Genomic DNA, 22615 nt, shown 5'->3' with positions numbered 1-22615 from the left:
CCCACCATACCGTGATGCTGCGGAAAATAAGGAAATTACGTCGTGATTTTCAGATGTTCGTGCTTATGCGCATGACCATGATGATCGCCACCGTGGTGATGGGATTCCACATGCATCTCGCCGGGCACGGAATAAAGTTCACCGTGGCGGACACCGGGCTGGGCCAGAACCTTATCGGCAAAGGCACGAATTTCGGCAAGACTGCCGCGCAGTGTCACGCTTTCAAGGCAGGTATCATGATCAATGTGAAAATGAACTGTCGATACCGTTAAATTATGATGTTCGTGCTGAGTACTCATCAGGCGGGATGCCAGCATGCGTTCTTCGTGATCATACACATAATTCAAGACCGCAATCCCCACCCCGTTTGCATCTTCAGCAAGCTTGGTGTTTTGCAGTTTTTCACGGATCAGGTCGCGAAATCCTTCGGATCGGTTGGTATAGCCGCGCTGATTAAGAAAGGCATCGAAGGCCTCCATCAAATCATCTTCAATCGATACGGTGACGCGGGTCATCACAATTCCCTTTTCAAAATCATCGGCTTGACTCGTATGAACAAATTTGAAAAGTTCATACTTCCTTTTCTATAGACCTAATTTCCCAAAGGATAGCAGATGTTTCAATCAAAGTTCGCACCCGGTGTGATTATTGCCGCCCTTGGCTGTATTTTGAGCGGTGTGGCAACCGCCCACGAATTCACCACAACCAGCAGCCCAACCGATGTCAAACCGGGCGATACGGCGACTTTCACGCTTGATTCAAGCCATCTGTTTGGCACCCCGGAAGAAGCCGAAGCCGCCAAGCATCTTCGTGCGACTTTGATCACGCGCGATCAGAAAACAGCCCTTGATTTCAAAATCAACCCTGATGCCCCCAACCTGATCGGGACGTTTGATGTGCCAGAAACGGCCGCGTGGCTGTCAGCGCATCGCCTGCCCGTCGTGTGGGCACAGACTCCCGATGGTTGGCAGGAAGGCGGTCTTGATCAACATACCGATGCGATTGCCGCGGTCCGCTATGAAAAATTTGCCAAACATCTGGTTGGCGCAGCGTCCGGCGATGGCGCCGATGATTTCGTCAAAACCCCGATTGGCGACAAACTTGAAATTGTCCCGCTTTCTGATCCCCGCGATACCGCGATCGGTCAGGATGCCACGTTCCAGATCCTGCTTGATGGGCAGCCCCTCACAACCACGGTCTTGGCGACTTACGGCGGATTTACCGATACGCCGTCGTCATGGGCCTATGCCAGTGAAACACTGACCGATGAACGCGGCAGCGGCATTGCCAAGGTCCGCATCAGTGCGCCGGGCATGTGGGTGGTACGGGTTGCCACCGATGTTTCTGATCAGGAACAGGGCATTCGCGGTCATAACCTGCGGGCGACCCTGACCTTTAATGTCGCAGATTAAATCGATGCCCTCAGAGGTCAGATGCATGGTCAGACTCATGGCAAAACGAATAGTCATACAAATGATCAAACCACTGCCCGCTGTGGTAATGGCGTTGACGGCCCTGCTTTGTGCAGGGTCGTTAACCGCACATGCCCACGGGGCCGGATGGCAGGTTGCAGACAATAGTCATACAATTAATTATCGCTTTGGCTATACCGACGGGACGCCAATGGCCTTTGCCGAGGTCGTGGTAACCGGCCCGAATGGCAAAACATGGCAAAAGGCCCGCACCGACCGTACCGGCCATTTTGCCTTTGGGGTTGATCGCGAAACGATCGGCGAAGATATATCCGGTGCGCTTTCAAACGGTTGGCAGATCAAGGTTGCCGATGGCATGGGACACATCGTCAACCTAACCCATCATGCACCCGAGCTCGGCCCCAAAGACGCAACGGCGACAAAGGCCAGCCCCACAAAACAACATACATCGCTACGCGGAACATCCGCCCTGTTTGATTTGCCCGTTTGGGCAGGTGCTCTGTTTGGCATGAGCCTTTTGGTCAATCTTTTTGGCGGCGTGTTCCTGTGGTCCCGGCGGGTCAAACCAACCTAAGGTTGGCCCGAAATACATCAGTGCATAAACAAAAGCGCAACACCGCAAAAGGCAAGGCAGGTGCCCATCACCGCCTGCCAGCCGACCGGTTTGCGCAAGATCGCCCCTTCAAAGACAATCAGGATCACCGGCGGCAGCGCCATCAAGGTTGATGCAATCCCGACATTGGCATTTTGCACCGCCAGCATCGACAACCACACCCCCACCGCCGGCCCGATCAACGCCCCCAGAAACAGCCATTTGCCGACATCAGGCGCAATACAGGCGGTCACAGTCCGGCGAACCCGCCCAAGCAAAAGCGCAAAGCCCCACATGGCAATCACCGCCACCATGGTCCTGATCCATGTTGCCGACAGGGCAGAATAGCCGCCGATCAGGGCATATTTGGCCGTGATCAGATTGCTGACCTGACCAATCGCCCCGCCAAGACCAAACAGAATACCAACCACATAATTGCGTCCGGCCAATCCCACCGGACGGCCTTTTTTACCGACAATCACCAGCAAAACGCCACCAACCCCACAGGCAATACCGGCAATTTCAATTGGTATGAGGATTTCATCAAACAACACCCAGGCCAACACCGCCCCCATGATGGGCACGGTTGACATCAACAGCATCGAAAGACGCGCGCCCAGCATGACAAACGCCTGAAACAGCATGGCATCGCCAATCACAAGGCCGAGGATGGATGACAGCGATAGCCAGCCAAGCTGTTCCCATGTCACTGCGTTCGGCCAAGGTTGTCCTTCCATCACCCAATGCAGGATCGTCAGACAAAAGATCGAACAGGCCAGCCGCCCGCGATTAACCGTTTGCGCCCCGACCTTGCCGCCGATATTGGAAAAAATCATGCTTGATGTCGCCCAGCACAGGGCAGCACTAAAAGCGGCGGCTTCGCCGAGGAAGGGAACCATGGGGCGCGTTTCCAAAGAGTGTTTTTGTGACCGGCAGTGGTGGCAGCCGGACGCCATGATAAGCGCGATTTTTCACGGTGTTGCAACTTCAAATTACACACTTGGTGCGTGAGACAAAACGCACCTCGAACAAATCGCTCAATGGCTTGCGATTTTTCCAACCCACCGTATGCTCATCTCAACACATCGCAATCTGGATATCGCAGCACCAATGGCATCCCCCCGTAACACCCCCCAGAACAAAACGACTGGAAAACCGTTCAAAGGCATTCGCCGCCATCTTCAGGATGGTGAAGTCGTGATCATGGACTTGCCGATTTCTGGCGTGTCGGTTCTGGTGCCGGGCGTTATCAAGATCATCTGGATTGCGGTTTTGATTTATGCGTCCTACCACTGGCGCACAATTTACGATTTCCTGATGCCACAGTTCAGAAACCTTCTAACCGGGCCCGAAGCATTCGAAGCCCTTGATCAGGTTTGGGAAGACTATGAATTTGTCTTTTCCATTGCCCTGTTTGGCGTGATCATTGCCGCGATTTCAATTGTCTGGAAAATCCTGCGCCGCGCACTTGGCATATCCACACAGGCCGCAAAGGACAGCATCCTTTTGCCGCTTACGGCCATACGGGACCTGTTTTTCTTTGAACGTGTGATCACCAACAACCGCATTGTCACGCGCAGCGGTGTGCTACGCAAAGATCAGGATGATCGCGGATTTGAATCGATCAAATCGACCCGGATCAGCAAAAGTGTCGTCGGCAATATTTTTGATTACGGCAACTTGCACATCACCGACCGGTTGGGGCACAGCTTTACCCTGCGTCAGGTCAGCAAACCCGAAGATGTTGCCAAGAAACTTTCCGATTATTTTGGTCGCGTGCGCCCCAGCCATAATACCGGGGATCCGATTGACATCACCCATCGCGGCACGGAACAGGCGATTGAGACCAATCGACAAGACAGCATCGAACATCTTGATCGTTAAAGCATGTTGCTTAAGGGTCAGGGCTCGCGCGATAGAGCAAGCAGCTTTTGTTGATATGCGCGTGTGCCTTCATCAAGCTTGGGCAGGAATTCGGAAAATTCGGCACGCAGCCAACTGTGGACGACGATATCTGCAATCGGAATGCCCTTGTACCCGTCCGGCACCCCGCCAGAAATCTTAAGCGAATAGGCATCCATGAGCATGGCATCAAGTCGGCCTTCGCGCAGCATTTGCTGCATCATTTGCGGGCCACGCGGAACCCCGATGACGTTTGGGTAACTGGCAATCAGGTCTTTTGACCAGGTTTCACCAAGCCAGATACCAAGGAGCTCGTCTTTTAGATCCCCTATCCCGGCAATATCGCCGCTGCGGACAATCAATAAGCCCTTGACGTTCCCCAGTGTAACCTTACCCGGCACAACCGCGACACCGGCGAGAACAGGCAAATCGTTCACAGCAGCAAACAGCCCATCAATGTCGCCCCTGCGTATCGCAAGAACCGACCTTGCATTGGGCATTGGAACGGGTTGAACACAAAGCCCGGCCTCGGCCATGACAGTGCGATAGGGCTCAATACCGCGTTGGTCGGTGTAAACTTCAGGCATGCCTATGCGCAGGCATTTTTCCGCGGCATGCGCTGCGGGTAATAGGCTGAAAGAAAGGAAAAGAGCGATTACAAAAATTACGGCAACGAAACAGGATCGAACGAACCTGTTCTTTGGATTACGCGCCATCTAAAACCCCACGGCATTTCGTTTTTTTTGTTCTTATCCCTTGCGGGACATATGCCGTTCCAACCAATCCCACCCCGGATAATTACAATCAGGGGTATTTCCGAACCTTATTTTCCGATCCGGTGTACTGCCACAGTAATATCTAAGATTAAACTTGGCTATATCGTATGGATAAAGTTGCCAGACTTTATTTTATCGCTCGGAACAAGAAGCCCCGCCAGAAGTTAGAAACATGGAAGCATGACATACTCGAAAGCGCCCCATGCCCCTTGAAATTTCTGAGCTGACCCTGCCGATAACCAGCGTGATTTTTGCCGTTTGCGCATTGGTCATCGGCTTTGCCGGAACCCGACTGGCCAGCGTTGCCGTCAAACTGGCCGAACGTACTGGCATGGGGCAGATCATTGCCGGTGCCCTGTTTGTCGGCATGTCAACCAGCCTACCGGGCAGTGTGCTGTCGGTCACCACCGCATGGCAGGGATATACCGATCTTGCGATTGGGAATGCGCTGGGGGGCATTGCAGCGCAAACGACTTTTCTTGCGGTTGCCGACCTCGTTTACCGCAAAGGCAACCTTGAACACGCCGCCGCCAGTGCAACGGGACTGGCACAGGCAACCTTGCTGATGAGCATGCTTGCAGTACCTGTTCTGGCATACGCCGGACCGGATTGGATGATTTTTCATATTCATCCTGCATCAATCCTGCTGTTTGTCATCTATGGGTTCGGGTTGTCGTTGCTTGCGGAAATACGTAACGAGCCGATGTGGCACCCCAAGAAAACCGATGTAACAGACGAAGACGCCAAAGAGGACGACAATGACATCTACCCCGAGAGTAGCCAGCGTCTGTGGGGCGAGTTTTTTGCCCTTTCCGTGATCACTGCACTTGCCGGGTTTGTCATCGGTCAAAGTGGTCTTGCAATTGTTGCAAAGACAGGCATGAATGAAACTGCTGTGGGCACCTTCCTGACCGCAATTGCAACGTCACTGCCGGAACTTGTTTCTGCGGTTGCCGCTGCTCGCCTTGGGGCGGTCAACCTTGCCCTTGGTAACATCATTGGCGGGAATGCATTTGACGTGCTGTTCCTCGCCGCATCCGATATTGCCTATCGCGATGGATCGATTTATGCCGCCTTTACCGACCAGCACCTGTTTACCATCGGGCTGGTGATCCTGATGACCGGGGTGTTGTTGCTCGGCATGCTTAACCGCGAGAAACGCGGGATCGGTAATATCGGCTGGGAAAGTGTTGCGATGCTGGGACTTTATCTGAGCTCGATCTTTTACCTGTCAGCTTAACAGGACATCGACGTCCGACGGCCTCAAAGCACTTCCTTGACCTTGGTCGCCAGATCCTTGAGCGAGAATGGCTTGGGCAGGAAATGTACGCCGTTTTCTTCGTCAAGTTCATCGCGATAGGTATCTTCGGCATAACCGGAGATAAAGATGACTTTAAGTTCCGGTTTCTGTTCACGCAGCATGCGGACCAGGGTCGGGCCATCAATCCCGGGCATCACCACATCGGAAATCACCAGATCAATCGTCTTGTCGGTCTTGTTTAAGACCTCAAGCGCGTTTTCGCCGTTATTGGCCTCAAGCACCTCATAACCCTTGCTACGTAGTGCGCGTGCGCCAAAGGTCCGCACCGCGTCTTCGTCCTCGACCAGAAGGATCGCACCGGTGCCGGTCAAATCGCGGGACGGGGCTTCTTCGGCGACGGCCTGTGTTTCAGCCAGCTCTTCCTCGGTCGCCTCATAGCGCGGCAGATAGATGGTAAAGGTTGTGCCTTTGCCTTCTTCGCTGTCGACGGCGATAAAGCCACCGGTTTGTTTGACAATGCCATAGACCGTTGAAAGCCCAAGCCCGGTTCCTTCGCCGCGTTGCTTGGTCGAGAAGAAGGGCTCGAAAATACGGGTCAGATTGTCCTTGGGAATACCAATACCGTTATCAGACACCTTGATGCCGATATAATCGCCCGGCGGGATAACTTCGGTGCCAGTTGCCTTGGGCTCGTCAATAATTTCGGTGCTGGTCTGAACCGTCAGGACCCCACCCTCGCCTGCCATCGCATCACGGGCATTGACCACAAGGTTAATGATCACCTGATCAAGCTGGCCCGGATCAACCTTAACCAACCCGATGTCCCGGCCATGATTGACCTTAAGATCAATCTTCTCACCAATCAGGCGACGCAGCAGGTTCGACATTTCCGCCAGCGCATCGGTGATGTTGATGATTTTAGGCTGCAGGGTTTGACGGCGTGAAAACGCCAACAGCTGCCGAACCAGATTGGCCGCACGGTTGGCATTCTGTTTGATCTGCATGATGTCGGCAAAGCTCGGATCACCCGGCCCATGACGCGATAGCAACAGATCACAGAAGCCAATCATCGCGGTCAGAAGATTATTGAAATCATGCGCCACCCCACCCGCAAGCTGACCAACCGCCTGCATTTTCTGGGACTGGGCAAATTGTTCCTCAAGGTTCTTCTGCTCGGTCGTATCAAGGAAGTTCAGAAGCAACGCACCGGCTTCACCCGAACGCCCGGCAACCCGTTGCAGGTAAATCTGTGCCGCGACACCGCGCGCGCCCGAAAGGCGGGCTTCGATCTGTCCGCCCTTGCCCATGCCCATAACGGCCTTGGACAGATAACGCGCAACCTCGTCGCGGTCTTCGGGCAGGATCAACTCAAGGATCGACCGGCCGACCACATTTTCATGGCGCTGCCCGGCGGTAACGATAAAGGCCCGGTTGGCATCGGTCACCGTGCCCGACATATCAGCCAGCACAATCGACAGCGGGCTTTCATCAAAGAACCAGCGTACCCGGCGCTCGGTTTCCGCCAGTGCATGTTCCCATTCGTGGGCTGGCATCGGATCGGGGAAGATCACGGCCTGACTGCGAACCGGCCCTGTACCCGGGGCATTGATCGAATGGGTGACAAAGCATCGGATCGGCTCGCCGCCTTTGACCTTAAGCTTGACCTCACCGTTGATCCCGTCACCGACAATCAAATCGGCCAATTCAAGCGATCCACTATTGAAATCTTCTGGATCGCCGCCAAGCCAGCTTGCCAAGCGGCGGTTAAGATACAGAATACGGCCTTCTTCATCCAGACCACACACCCCGACCGGCAGACGTTCAATCATCTGATCAGCATGTTCAAGCCCCCCCGCAATCGCACCGGCAACAGCGGGCAGCAGTGCGGGCATATCGTCGGCCTGCTGGGCGGCAATCTGGAATGGGGCATCCTCGCCATGCGACGGCATCAATACCGACGCACCGGTTTCTGTCATGACAGACGGATCAACACCATCGACTGTCCATAACATTTGGCCGGAACGGGCATTGCCCGCCGTAACCGCGATGCGCAGGCACGCGCCATTTGCCATTGCAGCCGGCGCAGTGTCGTCACTTGCATCGGTTATGTCTTCGCGGTCGCTCTGAGCATCATCGGGTGTAGCAAGATGATCAGCCGCAACAAACTTTTCAGATCGCGACAGGTCGATATACATCTCCCCGCCTTCGCCGCGCATGGCACGGGTGCGAAGTTCGGCCAGATCGGCACTGCCAATATCAAGATAGGAAAGACGTGCTTCAAGGGCAGACAGCATATCCGCCCCAGGTTCGATCGCCAGTTTGCGCGAGAACGCCGGGTTGGCATAGATCGTCCGACCATAGGCATCAATCAGCGCAACGCCGATATCGGATTTCGAAAGACCATTGATCACAGGGCCGAGTTCATCATGGCCGCCATTGCGCCAACGCGCAGACAGCGACAATGCCCCGACCGCAACAATTGCGACCCCGGTCACCATCGACCCGATGATCCACATCAGACGCGCATCAAGACCTGCCTTTGCCATGACCTCAAGCAGGACATAGACAAACGCAACAAATGCGACACTTACAGCAAGGATGAGCCCCCGAAACAGCACGCGACCGCCTTTAAAGCCAATAACTTATCACTATAGTCTATACTTTTAGCTGCTTATCGCCCGACTGGCTACCGACAAGTTTTGTTGCCGTAAAACAAAAGGCAGGACTCTTTGCGGAGCCCTGCCTTTCCGGTTAAATCGACTTTATGAAGCCAATGTCGACGGTATGATTTCTTACGCCGCGCGTGCCGGCCGATCAGAAAACTTCCGGATGTCAGCCTCAGAGATTTTCATGGCGTCAAATTCCACGCTAACCTTATCGTTCATGACATTGCGGATAATTGCACGTACCGCCGTGCCGTTTGCTAGCAAATCAAGTTCAACCTTGCCTCCGGCGCTCATATTCATATCCGTAGTAAGCAAGGCCCCCCCTTCGGAGATATTCTCAATCTTTGCACGACCGGACTTGCCATTGTGGCGCAGATTGATGGACTGCGATGCCACGTGTCGCTTCGTCCCACGACGATCAACATCTGTTGTCGAGGTCCGCACAACTTCGATCAATACAGTACGCAGATCGCGAACCGCCTCTGCTACCTTTTCGGACAACAGACCAACGTCAGCAGCCATTTTACCGGTCACTGATGCTTCGTCAGAAACTTCGTTGATACGGGTGGAAACTTCGCGTGAAGCCTGTGCTGTCTCATTGACGTTTCGGGCAATTTCGGCGGTCGCGGCACTTTGTTCCTCAACAGCGGCAGCAATTGCCGTTGAAACCTCATCCATTTCGTGGATTTTTTCTGCGATGGTCGCGACGGCTTGTACGGCAGTATCGGTCACACTTTGGATTTCGTTGATTTGGCGGGTAATTTCATCTGTAGAACGGCTGGTTTGCGTCGCGAGATTTTTTACTTCCTGTGCCACAACAGCAAAACCTTTACCCGCGTCACCGGCACGCGCCGCTTCAATCGTTGCATTCAACGCCAGAAGATTAGTTTGTTCGGCAATCCCGGAAATCAATTCAACCACTTCACCGATACCACGCACACTATTGGCAAGCTGCGATACTGTTTGCTCGGTCGATCGACTTGCGTTCACGGCATCCTGGCTGACCCGATTGGCACGTGAAATCTGACTGTTGATTTCACCAAGCGACGAGTTCAGTTCCTCGCCTGCGCCAGCGACCGCCTCAACGGTAGCAAGTGCCTGTGCCGACGCCGCGGCGACGGTTTCAGAGTTACCCTGAACAAGGTTAGCAGACCCCGACATACGTTTGGCCGCCGCTGCAAGCTCACCTGTTTGACCAGAAATCGTTTCGACAACCCGACGCGTTTCAGTTTCAACTTTTTCGGCCATCTTCATCAATGACTGTTGACGCTGTTTTTCAGCCTGCTCACGTTCGACTTCCGCCTGCGCGCGCATATTCACGTTGTTGCGCCCAGTTTCACGGAAAACCTCCATCACGCGGACAAGATCACCGATTTCGTCACCGCGCGTGGATTTATAGATGTCGACATCATAGTCCCCATCGGCAAGACGGCGCAAAAGCGCGACACTGCCCGCAACAGGTTTTGCTATCCGACGGTGCATGACAAAAGCGATCAGTGCACAGATCAGAATAGAAGCAACCGTTACCGAGTTCGTCAGCCAGAATACCGATTGAACGTTCGACTCTAGGCCACTAAGTTTTTCAACCAAATCATTCTTTATTGAACTACTGTATTGTTCGGTTTTTGAAACAGCGCCCGCAAGCGCATCTGACATGTTTGCCGCTGCGCCATCAAAATTGGCCATCATTTTGTTGCCGACCTCTGGGCCACCGTCGATATAGCCCTGTGCCATTTGTTTGCCGGCGTCGTAATAAGCCGGAAAAGCGGCTTCGACTTTGATGAGAGAATCATAAAGGTCAGTTTGGCCAAGTTTTTGCGCAAGGTCCTTGGCTTCTTTCAGGTTCTCGGCAAATCCTATTGCAGCAGACTTGGCTTCATCAAAACCGTCATTCAAGCCATCAAGGCCACGCGTCGCAGAAATGTCCGTCAGCCATTGCTGTACCTGAATAACATTGTAGCGTGCACCTGCGATTGCGTTGATAAGTTGCGGCACATCTGTGCTGGCAACAACACCTAGTTTGGTCGCTTCGCTGGTCGCGTCACGTCCTTGCGAATTGACGACACCAATGCCAATTGCAACCGCGATCAACATGATAACTATGATCGCATTCGACAATGCAATCTGCCCGGCAATTCTAACTTTCATTTGTTTTATTCCAATTCTGACAACACACACGCTTCAAGACATGCCAGCTGCATATAAGCAAGTTGCCATCTGCGTGAAATCAATACTTTCGTATAGCATCGCATATACTGTAATTTAGTCAGTTGAGAATTGATCTAGATCATGCCGGTGCAAAATTTCTAACGCAGCATTCCTGAATGCTGGACTGATATCAAAATCGCCCGCATACGCAGGTCCGCCATTGGCGTCACCCCAGTTTCTTGCCCTTTTGGCGGAAGACGAAGGAAATGATTTCGGCGACTGCCTTGTAGTGTTCGGGGGGAACTTCCTGATCGATTTCAACCGTGGCAAACAGCGCACGGGCAACCGGCGGGTTTTCCATCACCGTGACACCGTTTTCTTCGGCCACTTCACGGATTTTAAGCGCGATGTTGTCCTGCCCCTTGGCGACACACATCGGGGCACCCATCGTATCGATGTCGTATTTCAGTGCGACGGCAAAATGGGTCGGGTTGGTAATCACCACGTCGGCAGAGGGAACGTTTGACATCATGCGCTGTTGAGCGCGTTGCATACGGATTTGACGGACTTTGGCCTTGATTTCCGGGCTGCCTTCGGTCTGCTTATATTCGTCCTTGATTTCCTGCTTGGACATTTTCATCTGCTTGTTGAACTCATACCGTTGGTAGGCAAAGTCCAACCCGGCAATCACGGCTGTCAGTGAAATGGTCGCAATCAGCAAAATCACGATCATGTCGTAGAGACGCTCAAGCGTTAAAGCCAGTGGCATTTGGGGGTACAGTTCGACGTCAACCAGTTCTGGCATGATTACAAGCGTGAGAACCACCCCAACCAGCAAAAGCTTTGAGACATTCTTGACGAACTCAACCATCGTTTTCATCGAAAACTGATTTTTAAGCCCTTTAAGCGGATTAAGCTTTTCTGGCTTTGGTTCGATCCGGTCAAGGGCGACCACAAGGCCATTCTGTAACAGATGACCGGCCGCCGCAAAGAAAACCAAAAGCACAAACGGGATGCCCAGAACCCACAGCATGCCCAGCATCACATCCTTAAACAGGATCGGCATGCCTGCCCTGCTGACATCAATCATGTGCGGATGTTCAATAAAGCCAAGCGAAAGGTCGCGAACAGCTTCGGCCATGCTCGGCCCAAGCATCATCAGGACAAGACCGCCACCAAACAACAGCATGAAGTTACCGACTTCCTTGGAAACCGGCACCTGACCCTTTTTGCGCGCGTCTTCAAGCTTTTTACTTGTGGGGTCTTCTGTCTTTTGGCTGTCGTCTTCTTCTGCCATTGGCTACCCATTCATGGCCAGAGCATCACCCCGACAATCGGAGCACTCTGCCCTACGGATTGATAAATGCCTCAAGTCCGTTTTCGTAGTATTCAAGAAACACCATCATCATGGATGGCAATGCCAGCGTCAATAAAAGCAGCGCCAACCCAATTTGAACAGGCATGGCAACGAAGAAAACCGGTAATTGCGGCATCAGTTTATTTAACAATCCGAGTGCGATTTGCAATACCAGCGCAACAATCAGGAACGGTGCTGATATTTGGGCGGCAATCATGAAGCTGTCACTGATCGCATGGGCGAAAAACTCACTCATATCGCCAACCGGCAAGGCCCCGCCGGGCGGAAACAGCGAATAGCTTTCAAACAAGGCCTGGATCATCAAATGGTCCATCCCGGTGGCAAACAACAAGACAATCCCGACCTGAATCAACAGGTTGCCGGTCACCGCGCTTTGCGCGCCTGATAACGGGTCCGATGAAAAGGCGTTCGCCATCGATGACAGGTAGGCAATAATGCCCCCCGCTGTTTGCAAACCGGCCAGCATGACTTGCGCGAACAAGGCAAAGAAAAGCCCGACCGTAATTTCATACCCAATAGCCAACAGCAAAGACGCCGCATCCGCAGGCTGAGGCGGGAACAAAGGCCCCGCAAGCGGGGAAATCACGACCGCGACCCAAAAGGCAAACAAAAGACGGGCGCGTGCGGGAACACTTCTCGCCCCGATGCCGGGCATATACATAAAGGCGGCCCCGACCCTGGCGAAACTCATCAGGACGACATAGACGTTAAGAGTAAGAAACTCCTGAAGATCCATCTTGCCTTAGGTGCCTTGGGTTACGAAACGGAGCGAATGATAGTGCCGGGACGACGGGGACGTGTCGCGGTTAAAAGAAGAAACAGTTCGTGCGAGCCGTCGCTAATTTGGCAGTCCGATGAAATGATCAACCATCCGGCCCATAAATTCGACCATTTCCGTCATCATCCACGGCAACAACACCAGAAGAGCCACAAAAATCACCAGAATTTTGGGCACAAACGTCAGTGTCATTTCCTGAATCTGTGTCAGGGCCTGAAACAGCGCGATGACCAGACCGACCCCAAGTGCGATCAACATCAGCGGCGTGGTCACCTTGAGCAGCGTCCAAACTGCGTCATAGGCCACATCCATGATTTCCGCTTGATCCATCTGGTCTTCCCGCCTCGTCGTGCTCTTGCTGGCGATCATGCCGCCGGTTCATTCTTCATACAGGATATGGCCGCCCGATTGCCATGATTTCCTGTTGTATCAAATGGTTCTTCAAAAACAAAAAACCGCACGGTCTATCGTGCGGTTTCGTCTTTACGTCATAACGCCTGCATTCAGACCGGCATGTTCAGGATGCTTTGATACGCCTCAACAGCTTTGTCACGCACCCCAACCACAGTTCTCAGTGTCACCTCAGCCGCCGAAACCGCCGTCACAACTTCATGGAGTTCAGCATCGCCGGTAATGGCCTTTTGGGTCATCTGTTCGCTGTTGACCATGGTATCGCGGGCATCATATGCCGCCCCGCGGACCATGTCGGCAAAACTTTCCCCCGGATCAACGGTATTGCCCGTACCGGTGACACGTTCGGCAACGGTATCGGTCTTGCCCGCAGCCGCATTGCGGTAGGCAGAAATGGCATCGTTGAAGCTGGAGACCATCGGTTGAGATCCTTAAACTTGTCTTGGTCCTTTAGATATGACTGCTTACTGCAGGATATCAAGGGTCTTGAGCAACATGCTGCGCGATGACTGGATCACATTGAGGTTGGCCTCATAGGAACGCTGTGCTTCGCGCATGTCCATCATTTCAACCAGTGTTTCGACATTCGGGGTCTGAACGTACCCCTGATCGTTGGCTGCTGGATGGCTTGGTTCGTACTTCATACCAAAATCGGAGCGATCAGGCACGACCTTATTGACCTTAACCATCTCAACACCGACTTCGCGGTCCATGACATTTTTAAATGTCAGAAGTTTACGGCGATATGGGTCCTGTCCCGGCTGGGTCGGAAGGCTATCGGCGTTGGCAACGTTTTCCGCGGCAATACGAAGACGGGTCCCTTGGGCGCGCATACCAGCAGCAGAGATTTGAAAAGCTTTGTAAAGTTCCATGATTTTAACTCTCTACGATCGGGTTAGATGCGGCCGAGGGCGGAAATGAACATCGATTTCTGCTTGGAATAAAGACGGGTCATGGTCTGATAATCGACTTGGTTTTCGTTCATCTTGACCATCTGTTCTTCAAGGATGACGGCGTTTTTACCCGGTGCGACTTCGTAGTTCTTGCGCACTTCCTCGTCCTTGAAGTTTTGCGGTTTATGCAGGCCCTGGCTGTGGCCCGGCGTGGTCGCGTTCATGGCCAGAATGAACTGGCGATCGCGGCCGATATTCTTAGGGTCGAATTTTTTCAGATCGTCGGGGCGGTAATTTGGCGTATCGGAGTTGGCGATGTTCTGCGCAATGACTTCCTGACGCTGTGTCAGCCAGTCCATCTTTTCTTTAAGGTTGGCGAACATGCCAAGTTTGCCGATATCCATTTTCTGCTCCTTGTCTGCGCATTGCTCAGTATTGGGTGCGCGGGTAAAGCCGACGTTAACGCCATCGCCCTTGCGGGGCCGGTTTGATCAAAGAGGCGATTTTTGCCGCGCCGAACATTCCTGCCAACCTAAATGCATGAAGCGTGCCAGAGCCGAAAACATCCTTGAATTCGCATAGATTTCCCGCAAATGAAGGCTGGTACTAGACCGCGCGTTTGAAAGCGGGCATATTGTGCACGATCTGGTAAATTATGTTTGCCATCTAGCGAAACCGGGACACCGTATGCTCTATCTCACACGAAAAGTCGGCGACTCCGTTGTCATTGACGACAATATCGAGGTCACTGTCGTTGAGGTCCGTGGCAAGACCGTAAAGCTCGGCTTCACATTCCCTGAAGACGTTCAGGTCCTGCGACGCGAACTTTATGACCGCATTCAGGAAGAAAACCGTTCTGCTGCCGTCAGCGAAGACCTTATCCGTCATCTCGGACAATCTTCATCGCCATCCGCCAAAACGGTCGAAAAAGAAGCTGACATCGGCAAGGACGCCGATGATAGCTGACGTTTGATCCGTTCCCCCGCGCCGGGCGGCACCATTTCCAGTGCCCGTTTAACCGATACCCGCCGTTAACGTCGCGGATATCCTAAATCCGGCCCGGACATCTGTCCTCCTATATTGCAACTTTCTGTGGTGAACTGGTTCGACAACGATTTGTTGACCATCTCGGGTCTATGGTCGAACCTGAGATTTGAAATTCAGGCAAAAGCGTCCCGGGTTGAAGGGCAGTATGAGCGGGAAAAAACCCACATATGACATAACGGACGCACCGGCATCCAAAACGGAAAAATTTGCCGCGCCCGGAACGTCTGAGCAAAAGGCTGTTGCCCTTCGCTATGCGCATGGTCGTGACAACGCCCCGGTCCTTAGTGCAAAGGGCGAAGGCGGCGTTGCGGAACAGATATTGCAGGTGGCCTTTGCCAATGGGATCAAGGTCCGCAAGGACACCGATCTGACGGAAATACTGATGGCTGTTGAAGTCGAAAGCGAAATTCCGCTTGAAGCGTTTGCTGCCGTCGCCGAGATTTTGAACTATATATACCGGATCAACCGTATTTACGGCGATCCATCGCGCAGTCAGACCGAGCCGACCGACAGGGTCTCGGCTGCACCATCAGGTGATCGAAACGGGGAAGGCCAATCATGAGCCCTGAACATTTCAAACCCGATCAGTTCAAGAAGGATCTAAAGCGCGTATTGTCGCTGATCCGAACCAGTCAGCGGTATCTTGAAGACGGCAAGGTTGTCGAGCTTTCAGCCCTTGAAACCAAAGTTGCCGATCTGTGTGCGCAGGCCCGTTCCATGAACCCGGAACAACGCACCGATGTGACACCGCTGCTTGCAGCCCTTACCGATGAATTGGCCCTGTTTGAAACCAATATGGAACAGGAATACGCCGACCTTCAACGTCAATTACGGGGCATCAGTAACACTGCACAGGCCACAAACGCCTATGCCCATGCGGCCAAAACCCGATAAGGGATTTTGATTTCCATGGTGGCAAAAGGCTGATTTCAAACGCCTTACCAGTGCGAACATCGGTTTGACATCTTGTGTGACCGGTGTGGTCGCGGTAAACAGAAATATGGTCGTTGCGGGTAAGACGTCACTTTTGGACAGTCTCGGGTCGATCACGGGGATGACTACCTGATGGAACTAAGCGCTTATTTCCGGTTTGTTGCTGCCCTGATTTTTGTTCTGGGCATTATCGGGGTGTTTGCCCTGATTGCACGGCGTTTTGTGCCTGGTGCACGCAACATCAACCGGCGCGGTATTAAACGCCGCCTGTCCATTGTCGAAGTGGTTCCTGTTGATACCAAACGCCGTCTTGTTCTTCTGAAACGTGATGATACCGAACATCTGGTCTTGTTGGGGCCAAATGGCGATATGATCGTTGAGCGCAACATCGGCACCCATTTTACCGACCTTCTCGACAGTGACGTTACAGATCCCCCGGAAACCGCGGAAAAAGATGCCGATATCCTGTCTGCCACCCGCAAGACCCTCGACACGTCCGACAGGAAAGCCCCCGTATGAGCCGTTCTTCTGATCATAACGATACGTCGCACAACACGGTCGCGTCATCGCCCGCACGATGGCGTGCACCACGCTGGTTGACGCTATGTGCGATCTGGTCACTGCTGCCCCTGATTGCCATTCTGATCGGTGGCGATACGGTTCATGCGCAAACGTTTAATTTTGATCTGGGCGAAGGCCCGGGGGTGACATCATCGGGGCGCATGATTCAGTTGATCGGTCTGATCACGATCCTGAGCATCGCACCGGCCATCCTGATGATGGTGACATCCTTTACCCGTATCATCGTAGTCCTCAGCCTGCTTCGAACAGCCCTTGGCATTCAGCAGTCCCCACCCAATCAGGTTCTTGTCAGCCTGGCGATGTTCCTGACCCTGTTCATCATGATGCCAACCCTTGAAAGGGTCTGGGATGAGGGCATTCAGCCGATGATCAATGGCGACATTGATGAATTCGAAGGGTTTGAGCGTTCTGTAAGCCCGGTCCATGATTTCATGATGACGCAGGTACGCGACCGCGACCTCGAATTGTTTGTTAATTTGGCAAAGGTCGAAATCACCACCCCCGAAAGCATTCCGCTGCGCGCCCTGATCCCGGCCTTTATGATCAGCGAGCTCCGTCGGGCGTTTGAAATCGGCTTCTTGTTGTTCATTCCGTTTTTGATCATCGACATGGTGGTTGCAAGTATCCTGATGTCGATGGGGATGATGATGTTGCCGCCTGTCATCATCTCGCTACCATTCAAGTTGATTTTCTTTGTGATGGTCGACGGCTGGTACTTGATTGCCGGGTCTTTGGTGGAAAGTTTCGGGGGGTAGCCCCCGAAAGCGCCGAACCCCAAAAATCACCCACCCAAAACAAAAGCCGCCCTGCATGTGCAGGCGGCTTTTTTAGTGCGTTGGACGTTTCGTCCCGACCATCATCTCCGCAACGAAAACGCTACGCTTTGTATTTACCGGACTTGGTACCCGATTTGAAAACACCATTTTCGAGCGGTTTCAGACCAAAGCTGCCGCGGCGTGGGCCGGGATTTTCGGCAACGTATTTTTCGGCCACGCGACGTTCTTTTTCACTCATGCGGGCCAAAACGGCTTCCATTTCGCGGTATGCCTGACTGCCTTCGGCAGGGGACGACATACGTAGCCAGTAATAAGCCAGCACATTGTCCTGTTCCACGCCACTACCAATGGCATACAGGCGACCAAGGCCAGCCTGACCGTTGGCAGACCCTTTGCGTGCGGCACGCTCAAACCATGTCGCCGAACGCACCATGTCAACAGGCACGCCAAGGCCATGCTCGTACATCACCCCAATCAGGTGATAACCGCCGGGATGGCCAAGCTCAGCCAAATCCATCGCAATATCAAGCGCTGCGGCGTAATCGGGTTCGCGATGCGGCACGCCAAAAATCAGGATTTGCGTCATTTGATATTTGGCGGACACATCGCCCTGATCACAGGCATGTGTCAGCATCGTCCAGCCGCGGTTAAACAGCTTGAGATCCGAGGAGTGACAGAAATACATCGCAAGGTTGGCCTGCGCGTATGCGTCACCCTCGCTGGCGGCCATTTCAAACCAACTGATGCTTTCGGCCACATTGCGCTCCGCACCAAGACCAACGCCAAGCGCATAGCCAAGGGCCGATGCGGCTTCGACGCTGCCCGCACGTGCCGCGCGCATGTTGTATTCAAAAGATTTGGACGGGTCGCGGCTGACACCACGGCCTTCAAGATAAAGATAGGCAAGAACACTGGCTGCAGACGGATCGTTCAGTGCGCTCGCGCGCTGCAGATACTCGATTGCCGTTTCATCATCCTGGGGAACACCCCAGCCGTTCAGATAGCACACACCAAGATTGTAAAGCGCTGCCACAGAGCCAAATTCAACAGCTTCTTCAAACCAGTGCGCGGCGGTTTCGGCATTTTCCTGAACGCCAAGCCCCTTGGCATAAAGATAGCCAAGATTGTTGGCCGAAATAGACTCACCCGATGATGCTTCTTCGTTAAACCAGTACGCCGCTTCGCGGTACCATTGCTGGCCTTCGCCAAGGTCCTCGGCAACGCCGATTCCCTTACTGCGCATGTAGCCATAGCAGATCGCAGCAAACGCACGGCTTTGACGGTGAATCTGGTCAAGGATACGTCGAGTCGCACTTTCGTCACGCGGCATTCCCGCGCCCTGAAAATGCTTTTCGGCAAGCGAAAGCTGCGCAAAGATGTCTTTTTCCACCTTTACGTCATCATAATAGACCATCTTTAAAGCACGATCCATCACAGCAACTCTTTCGCCATAACCAAAACATCAACGGAAAAAGGGCGCAAATCGGTGCTTTTTAGCTCCGCATGCGGCTCACACCATTGTTCGAGCTTTAATTTATAGCACTAAGCTGAGATTTTTCCAACTGATCGCGATAATTTGCGAGGAAGCCCTGGAAGTTCTCCACCTCGTCAACCTTGTCTGCCAAGGTCCGATAATCGATCAACCCTTGTGTCGGTGACGAGGTAATCAGATTAAATGCCTGTGCAAACGGGCTTGCGGCCATGACCTCGCCATAGCGACGTTTGAGCATATTAAGCGTCCGCTCCTGCCCGCCCATCGCAAGGTTCACAGCCCAGTTCAAGACATAGCGCGCACGCTCGTCAGAGAACCCGTCAATCACATCGCCTTGATCCCCACCGACCAGACGCTGGAAGGTTTCTGCCGCTGACAAGAAATCACGTGTTCCACGATAGTAGTCGACCCGCAGCAGTTCGGCATTTTTGGAATAATCACCTTCAAGCGATGAAATGGCTTCGGCCCCGCGATCAACATCCAAAAGAGCGCGCGCCTTAAGATGACGCCGTTGGGTATCGAGCTCTTCGGAAATGCCCGGTTCTTCGGTCTTTTCAATCACACTGATGGTTTGTTCAGGTTTGCTGTCGAGCAAATAGACCAAGCCAAGGCGTGCCCCGACACGTGCCTTTTCCACCCCATCAAGGCGGAAATCAACCTGATGTTCGAGTAACTCTTCGGCGCGCTCAAACAGTTCGACACTGACCATCCGATCGGCAAGACGGCGGATCAGCTCATCACCCTTTTCACCGGCCGGGGTCAGTTCGCGGAACTCGTCATACAGGGCCACCGCCTTGATCGCCGAGATATTGTTGATGTCGTCGCCCAGATAGAGGTTATCAAACGTCTTGTGCATCAAGTCGGTTGCTTCTATGGCAACCGGCATATTCGGGAAGAAGATCGCAACCTGACGCAGGGTATTTAATCCATCGCGGAAATCTTTGTTTTCGATCTGCAGTTCACCAATACGTTTGAGCAACGCCATCTCAAAGGCATCGCCACGCCATGCAAACCGCAACTTTTGAAGCTGTTCGATCGCATCATCGGCTGTTAACCGCTCCAAACGCATCAAAAGTTCTGTTCTGTCAAAGATAGCATGGGCACGGGCTTTGCGGTTTTCGCCCTCGGCCACCTGATCCCAGGTCGCAACCGCTTGTTCCAGTTCGCCAGCTTCCTCTTCGAAGATGCCTTTGAGATACTGGATGTCCATGATCTTGCTTTCGGACAACCCGCTGGTCAGCAACATTTTTTCAATCAGGTCCATGCCTGCTTCGGGATTGCCAACCAAAAGCGCCTGTTCGGTCGCAATCGGTCCAATCCGCCCCAGAAGTTCCGGCGGATAGAAATCAAGGATATGGACGCTTTCAAGCAAATCACGTGCGCCTTCGTTCGGCCGCCCGCGTGCAGCAAGGGTCACCGCCCGCCATAACTGCATTTCCGGGATCGCCTTCAGACGGTCGTCGTCAAGCAGTCGTTCGGCTTCGGCGTAATCACGATTCAGGAATTTGACCGCCGCCTTCAGGGCACGGAACTGAACTTTCTGCGCAATCAGCGGATCGTCTTCTTCCATAACGGAAACGATGGCATTTGCTTCTGGCCCAAGACCGTTGGCCAAATAATATTCCGCCAGTTCCAGTCGGGCCTTGTTACGGTGTTCGTCACCACTTTGCGCAATCGCCCGGCGCAACTTATGAATGGCGTTGTTGTAATTATCGAGCCCCCCGCGTCGCCAGTCATCAAGCTCGAAGATCAACCCTTCGCGACCATCGCCGGTTGCGGCCCGGACCCCGGTTGCGGATGCCAGCAACCGCGCGCCTTCAGGCGAGATGTTAAGACCATCCTCGGCAGTAACAACCACGGCCTGACCGTCGCCACGACTGGTGACCTGTACAGTTTCGTTCATGGGCGCGACCACAACCCCCTGCACGGATGGCAACACTTCAAATTCCGGATAGCGCAGGGCAACCTCGATGCCGTAACCGCGTTGAGACGTGGTCACAACACGCAACATATCGCCCACTTCCGGGTCATCAATTGGAATGGTTGGCCCGATATCATCAAGTGGCACAATCAGGCGCGCGCGGGTCTGTTCATCAAGCTCAATCGAGGGGCCAAGTTTTTCGATTGGCTGCAGAATACCTTGTTGCAGCGTGACCCGCCAATCACCGGCGTCATTGACAGTGGTATAAAGTCCCACACCTTCAGGGATGGTCAGACGCACAACGGTCGCATAGGGACTGTCGATCTGCTCAATCACCCCAACAATCTGGGCGGCTTCCTGTCGGACGGCTTCAAGGTCAAGATTGGCCCGAACATCAAAGACTGCCCACAAGAATCCGGCACGTGACCAGATTGCCGCCCCACCGGGCTGACCAAACGGGAAGTTAAGGGACATCTCTGTTGCCGTTTGCTCAACCGTAACCGACAGATCACCAATACTTTCACGTTCTTGCGCACCACCGCCAGTCGCAATACTTTGCTCAGCATCCGCTAGCGCTTTTGCGGCCAAGGCTTCTGGTGACGTCGGATCGATCCCGTCGTTTACCGCTGGACTGGACCCATCTGGCGTTTGCGCGGAATCGGTATTGGCGCTTGCCGGTGGAGCAGCAGGCGCAGTCGGTGCTGTGGCTTGAGATGCAGGTGCTGTGGGTGCAGGTGGCGTTGCTGCGGCGCCAGGGGTCGTCGCCGGGCGGCTGTCTTCGGCCGTGGTTACCGGGGCGCGCTGTGCCCCCATAATATCAACTACAACCTTGTTACCAGACCGGAAATGGCGCAACGAGCGCGGTGGATCTGTATCAATAGCCACAGCAAGCGGGTTTGTCGCAGATTGACGAATGCGTACGCCTTCGGGGAGACGACGCGAAATTGCCGCCCCGTCAATACGCGCGGGGGCCCCAAATGCAACTTTTTGCGATCCTTGCGCACCGCTTAACTCATATTCGGTGCGATTGGGCCAATCAAAAACCAACCGGTAGAAGGTTGGGTGGCGGCCAACCCGCACATCAAGCGTGCGCAAATCGGGATCAGTGTTTTCAATATTTGTGGTTTCAACCGGCACGGTCGGCGCAGGTGTGACTTGCGGTGATGTTTGTTCTTGCTGAGCAGGTTTGCTTACCGGCACCGGCGGTGTTGGCGCAGGTGGAGTGGCTTGTGGCTTATCAAGGATATCAAGAACCACGTTGCTGCCGACATTAAAGGCCCGCACTTCGAAATCATCGCGCAACACAAACGCAACTGTGCGACCGTCCGGATCAAAGAAACCGTCTTCAACATACTCGGAAACCGGAGAAAGCACCCCGCGCAGGGATGCGACAAGCGGCGCGTCAAATCGCACAACGAGCTGATCACCGATGATTTCAGCGGTGTAATTGACCGGCTTGCTCCATTGCAGAACAATTCGTCCATAGCCGCTATGCATCCCGGAACGGATGATCACTGGATCAACCGCCTGGGCCATTGCAGGGCGCATTCCGCTAATGGGCAATAAAATTGCCGTGGCAGCCGTGATCGCAGCCGCCAGCAGGATGCGCACAGCAAGATTTGCCAT

22 protein-coding genes are annotated in these 22615 nt (G+C 53.6%); 9 read left to right on the top strand and 13 right to left on the bottom strand.

The annotated features are described in order from the left end of the window. Nucleotides 1-35: 35 nt before the first annotated feature. The gene (gene nikR / locus COO92_RS10995; RefSeq protein WP_022731914.1) at nt 36-515 is read right to left on the bottom strand and encodes a nickel-responsive transcriptional regulator NikR; all 480 of its coding nucleotides are present in this window, start codon (nt 513-515) and stop codon (nt 36-38) included. 99 nt (nt 516-614) lie between these two features. Between nikR and COO92_RS10990 the strand changes: the two genes are divergently transcribed. Both COO92_RS10990 and COO92_RS10985 read left to right on the top strand, forming a co-directional pair. Beyond that, complete coding sequence (locus COO92_RS10990) at nt 615-1412, top strand: DUF4198 domain-containing protein (protein ID WP_101302088.1); 798 nt, start codon at nt 615-617, stop codon at nt 1410-1412. A gap of 61 nt (nt 1413-1473) precedes the next feature. After that, complete coding sequence (locus tag COO92_RS10985) at nt 1474-2007, top strand: hypothetical protein (protein ID WP_101302086.1); 534 nt, start codon at nt 1474-1476, stop codon at nt 2005-2007. 17 nt (nt 2008-2024) lie between these two features. Here COO92_RS10985 and COO92_RS10980 read toward each other — a convergent pair whose 3' ends face one another. After that, nucleotides 2025-2924 (bottom strand): DMT family transporter, encoded by a 900-nt coding sequence (locus COO92_RS10980; protein ID WP_101302084.1) that lies wholly within the window; start codon nt 2922-2924, stop codon nt 2025-2027. A gap of 211 nt (nt 2925-3135) precedes the next feature. Between COO92_RS10980 and COO92_RS10975 the strand changes: the two genes are divergently transcribed. Next, entirely contained in the window at nt 3136-3909 is a 774-nt protein-coding gene (locus COO92_RS10975) for a PH domain-containing protein (protein WP_165792325.1), read from the top strand. A 17-nt stretch (nt 3910-3926) separates the two neighbouring features. On the opposite strand, the gene COO92_RS10970 is transcribed toward COO92_RS10975, so the two are convergent. Beyond that, nucleotides 3927-4514, bottom strand: coding sequence for a type 2 periplasmic-binding domain-containing protein (locus tag COO92_RS10970; RefSeq protein ID WP_101302081.1), 588 nt, complete (start codon nt 4512-4514; stop codon nt 3927-3929). Between the two features lie 391 nt (nt 4515-4905). Between COO92_RS10970 and COO92_RS10965 the strand changes: the two genes are divergently transcribed. Beyond that, nucleotides 4906-5943, top strand: a complete 1038-nt coding sequence (locus tag COO92_RS10965) for a sodium:calcium antiporter (protein ID WP_101302079.1) — start codon at nt 4906-4908, stop codon at nt 5941-5943. Between the two features lie 23 nt (nt 5944-5966). Here the strand turns inward: COO92_RS10965 and COO92_RS10960 are convergent, their stop codons facing one another. From COO92_RS10960 to flgB, 8 genes are all read right to left on the bottom strand, one after another. Next, nucleotides 5967-8582 carry a hybrid sensor histidine kinase/response regulator gene (locus tag COO92_RS10960; RefSeq protein ID WP_101302077.1) on the bottom strand — a complete coding sequence of 872 codons (2616 nt, stop codon included), beginning with the start codon at nt 8580-8582 and terminating at the stop codon, nt 5967-5969. 174 nt (nt 8583-8756) lie between these two features. After that, nucleotides 8757-10778, bottom strand: coding sequence for a methyl-accepting chemotaxis protein (locus COO92_RS10955; protein WP_101302076.1), 2022 nt, complete (start codon nt 10776-10778; stop codon nt 8757-8759). A 226-nt stretch (nt 10779-11004) separates the two neighbouring features. After that, nucleotides 11005-12075, bottom strand: coding sequence for a flagellar biosynthesis protein FlhB (gene flhB, locus COO92_RS10950; protein WP_101302074.1), 1071 nt, complete (start codon nt 12073-12075; stop codon nt 11005-11007). A 52-nt stretch (nt 12076-12127) separates the two neighbouring features. Then, nucleotides 12128-12892 (bottom strand): flagellar biosynthetic protein FliR, encoded by a 765-nt coding sequence (fliR, locus tag COO92_RS10945; RefSeq protein WP_022731899.1) that lies wholly within the window; start codon nt 12890-12892, stop codon nt 12128-12130. Between the two features lie 102 nt (nt 12893-12994). Next, on the bottom strand, nt 12995-13264 hold the full coding sequence (fliQ, locus tag COO92_RS10940) for a flagellar biosynthesis protein FliQ (protein WP_022731898.1): 270 nt from the start codon (nt 13262-13264) through the stop codon (nt 12995-12997). A gap of 173 nt (nt 13265-13437) precedes the next feature. Continuing rightward, on the bottom strand, nt 13438-13764 hold the full coding sequence (fliE, locus tag COO92_RS10935) for a flagellar hook-basal body complex protein FliE (protein ID WP_022731897.1): 327 nt from the start codon (nt 13762-13764) through the stop codon (nt 13438-13440). A gap of 45 nt (nt 13765-13809) precedes the next feature. After that, the gene (gene flgC / locus COO92_RS10930; RefSeq protein ID WP_022731896.1) at nt 13810-14217 is read right to left on the bottom strand and encodes a flagellar basal body rod protein FlgC; all 408 of its coding nucleotides are present in this window, start codon (nt 14215-14217) and stop codon (nt 13810-13812) included. Between the two features lie 23 nt (nt 14218-14240). Further along, entirely contained in the window at nt 14241-14642 is a 402-nt protein-coding gene (gene flgB / locus COO92_RS10925; protein WP_022731895.1) for a flagellar basal body rod protein FlgB, read from the bottom strand. Nucleotides 14643-14925: 283 nt separating this feature from the next. On the opposite strand from flgB, the gene csrA reads away from it, so the two are divergent. From csrA to fliP, 5 genes are all read left to right on the top strand, one after another. Then, entirely contained in the window at nt 14926-15204 is a 279-nt protein-coding gene (csrA, locus tag COO92_RS10920) for a carbon storage regulator CsrA (RefSeq protein WP_028791477.1), read from the top strand. A gap of 226 nt (nt 15205-15430) precedes the next feature. After that, complete coding sequence (locus tag COO92_RS10915) at nt 15431-15847, top strand: EscU/YscU/HrcU family type III secretion system export apparatus switch protein (RefSeq protein ID WP_101302072.1); 417 nt, start codon at nt 15431-15433, stop codon at nt 15845-15847. Beyond that, nucleotides 15844-16179 carry a hypothetical protein gene (locus COO92_RS10910; RefSeq protein ID WP_022731892.1) on the top strand — a complete coding sequence of 112 codons (336 nt, stop codon included), beginning with the start codon at nt 15844-15846 and terminating at the stop codon, nt 16177-16179. Before COO92_RS10915 ends, COO92_RS10910 begins: the two co-directional genes overlap by 4 nt. 171 nt (nt 16180-16350) lie before the next feature. Further along, the gene (locus COO92_RS10905; RefSeq protein ID WP_101302071.1) at nt 16351-16737 is read left to right on the top strand and encodes a FliO/MopB family protein; all 387 of its coding nucleotides are present in this window, start codon (nt 16351-16353) and stop codon (nt 16735-16737) included. Next, entirely contained in the window at nt 16734-17555 is an 822-nt protein-coding gene (gene fliP / locus COO92_RS10900) for a flagellar type III secretion system pore protein FliP (RefSeq protein ID WP_240626404.1), read from the top strand. The genes COO92_RS10905 and fliP overlap by 4 nt, the downstream gene beginning before the upstream one ends. Before the next feature lie 121 nt (nt 17556-17676). Here the strand turns inward: fliP and COO92_RS10895 are convergent, their stop codons facing one another. Together COO92_RS10895 and COO92_RS10890 are read right to left on the bottom strand one after the other, a co-directional pair. Then, a complete protein-coding gene (locus COO92_RS10895; protein ID WP_101302069.1) occupies nt 17677-19008 on the bottom strand; it encodes an SEL1-like repeat protein in 1332 nt (443 codons plus the stop codon). A 97-nt stretch (nt 19009-19105) separates the two neighbouring features. Then, complete coding sequence (locus COO92_RS10890) at nt 19106-22615, bottom strand: tetratricopeptide repeat protein (RefSeq protein ID WP_101302067.1); 3510 nt, start codon at nt 22613-22615, stop codon at nt 19106-19108.

It is taken from the genome of Thalassospira lohafexi, assembly GCF_002844275.1.
Taxonomy (GTDB): Bacteria; Pseudomonadota; Alphaproteobacteria; order Rhodospirillales; family Thalassospiraceae; genus Thalassospira; species Thalassospira lohafexi.
The sequence above is the reverse complement of the archived record's forward strand: the minus strand, read 5'-3'. Positions and strand labels throughout refer to the sequence as shown.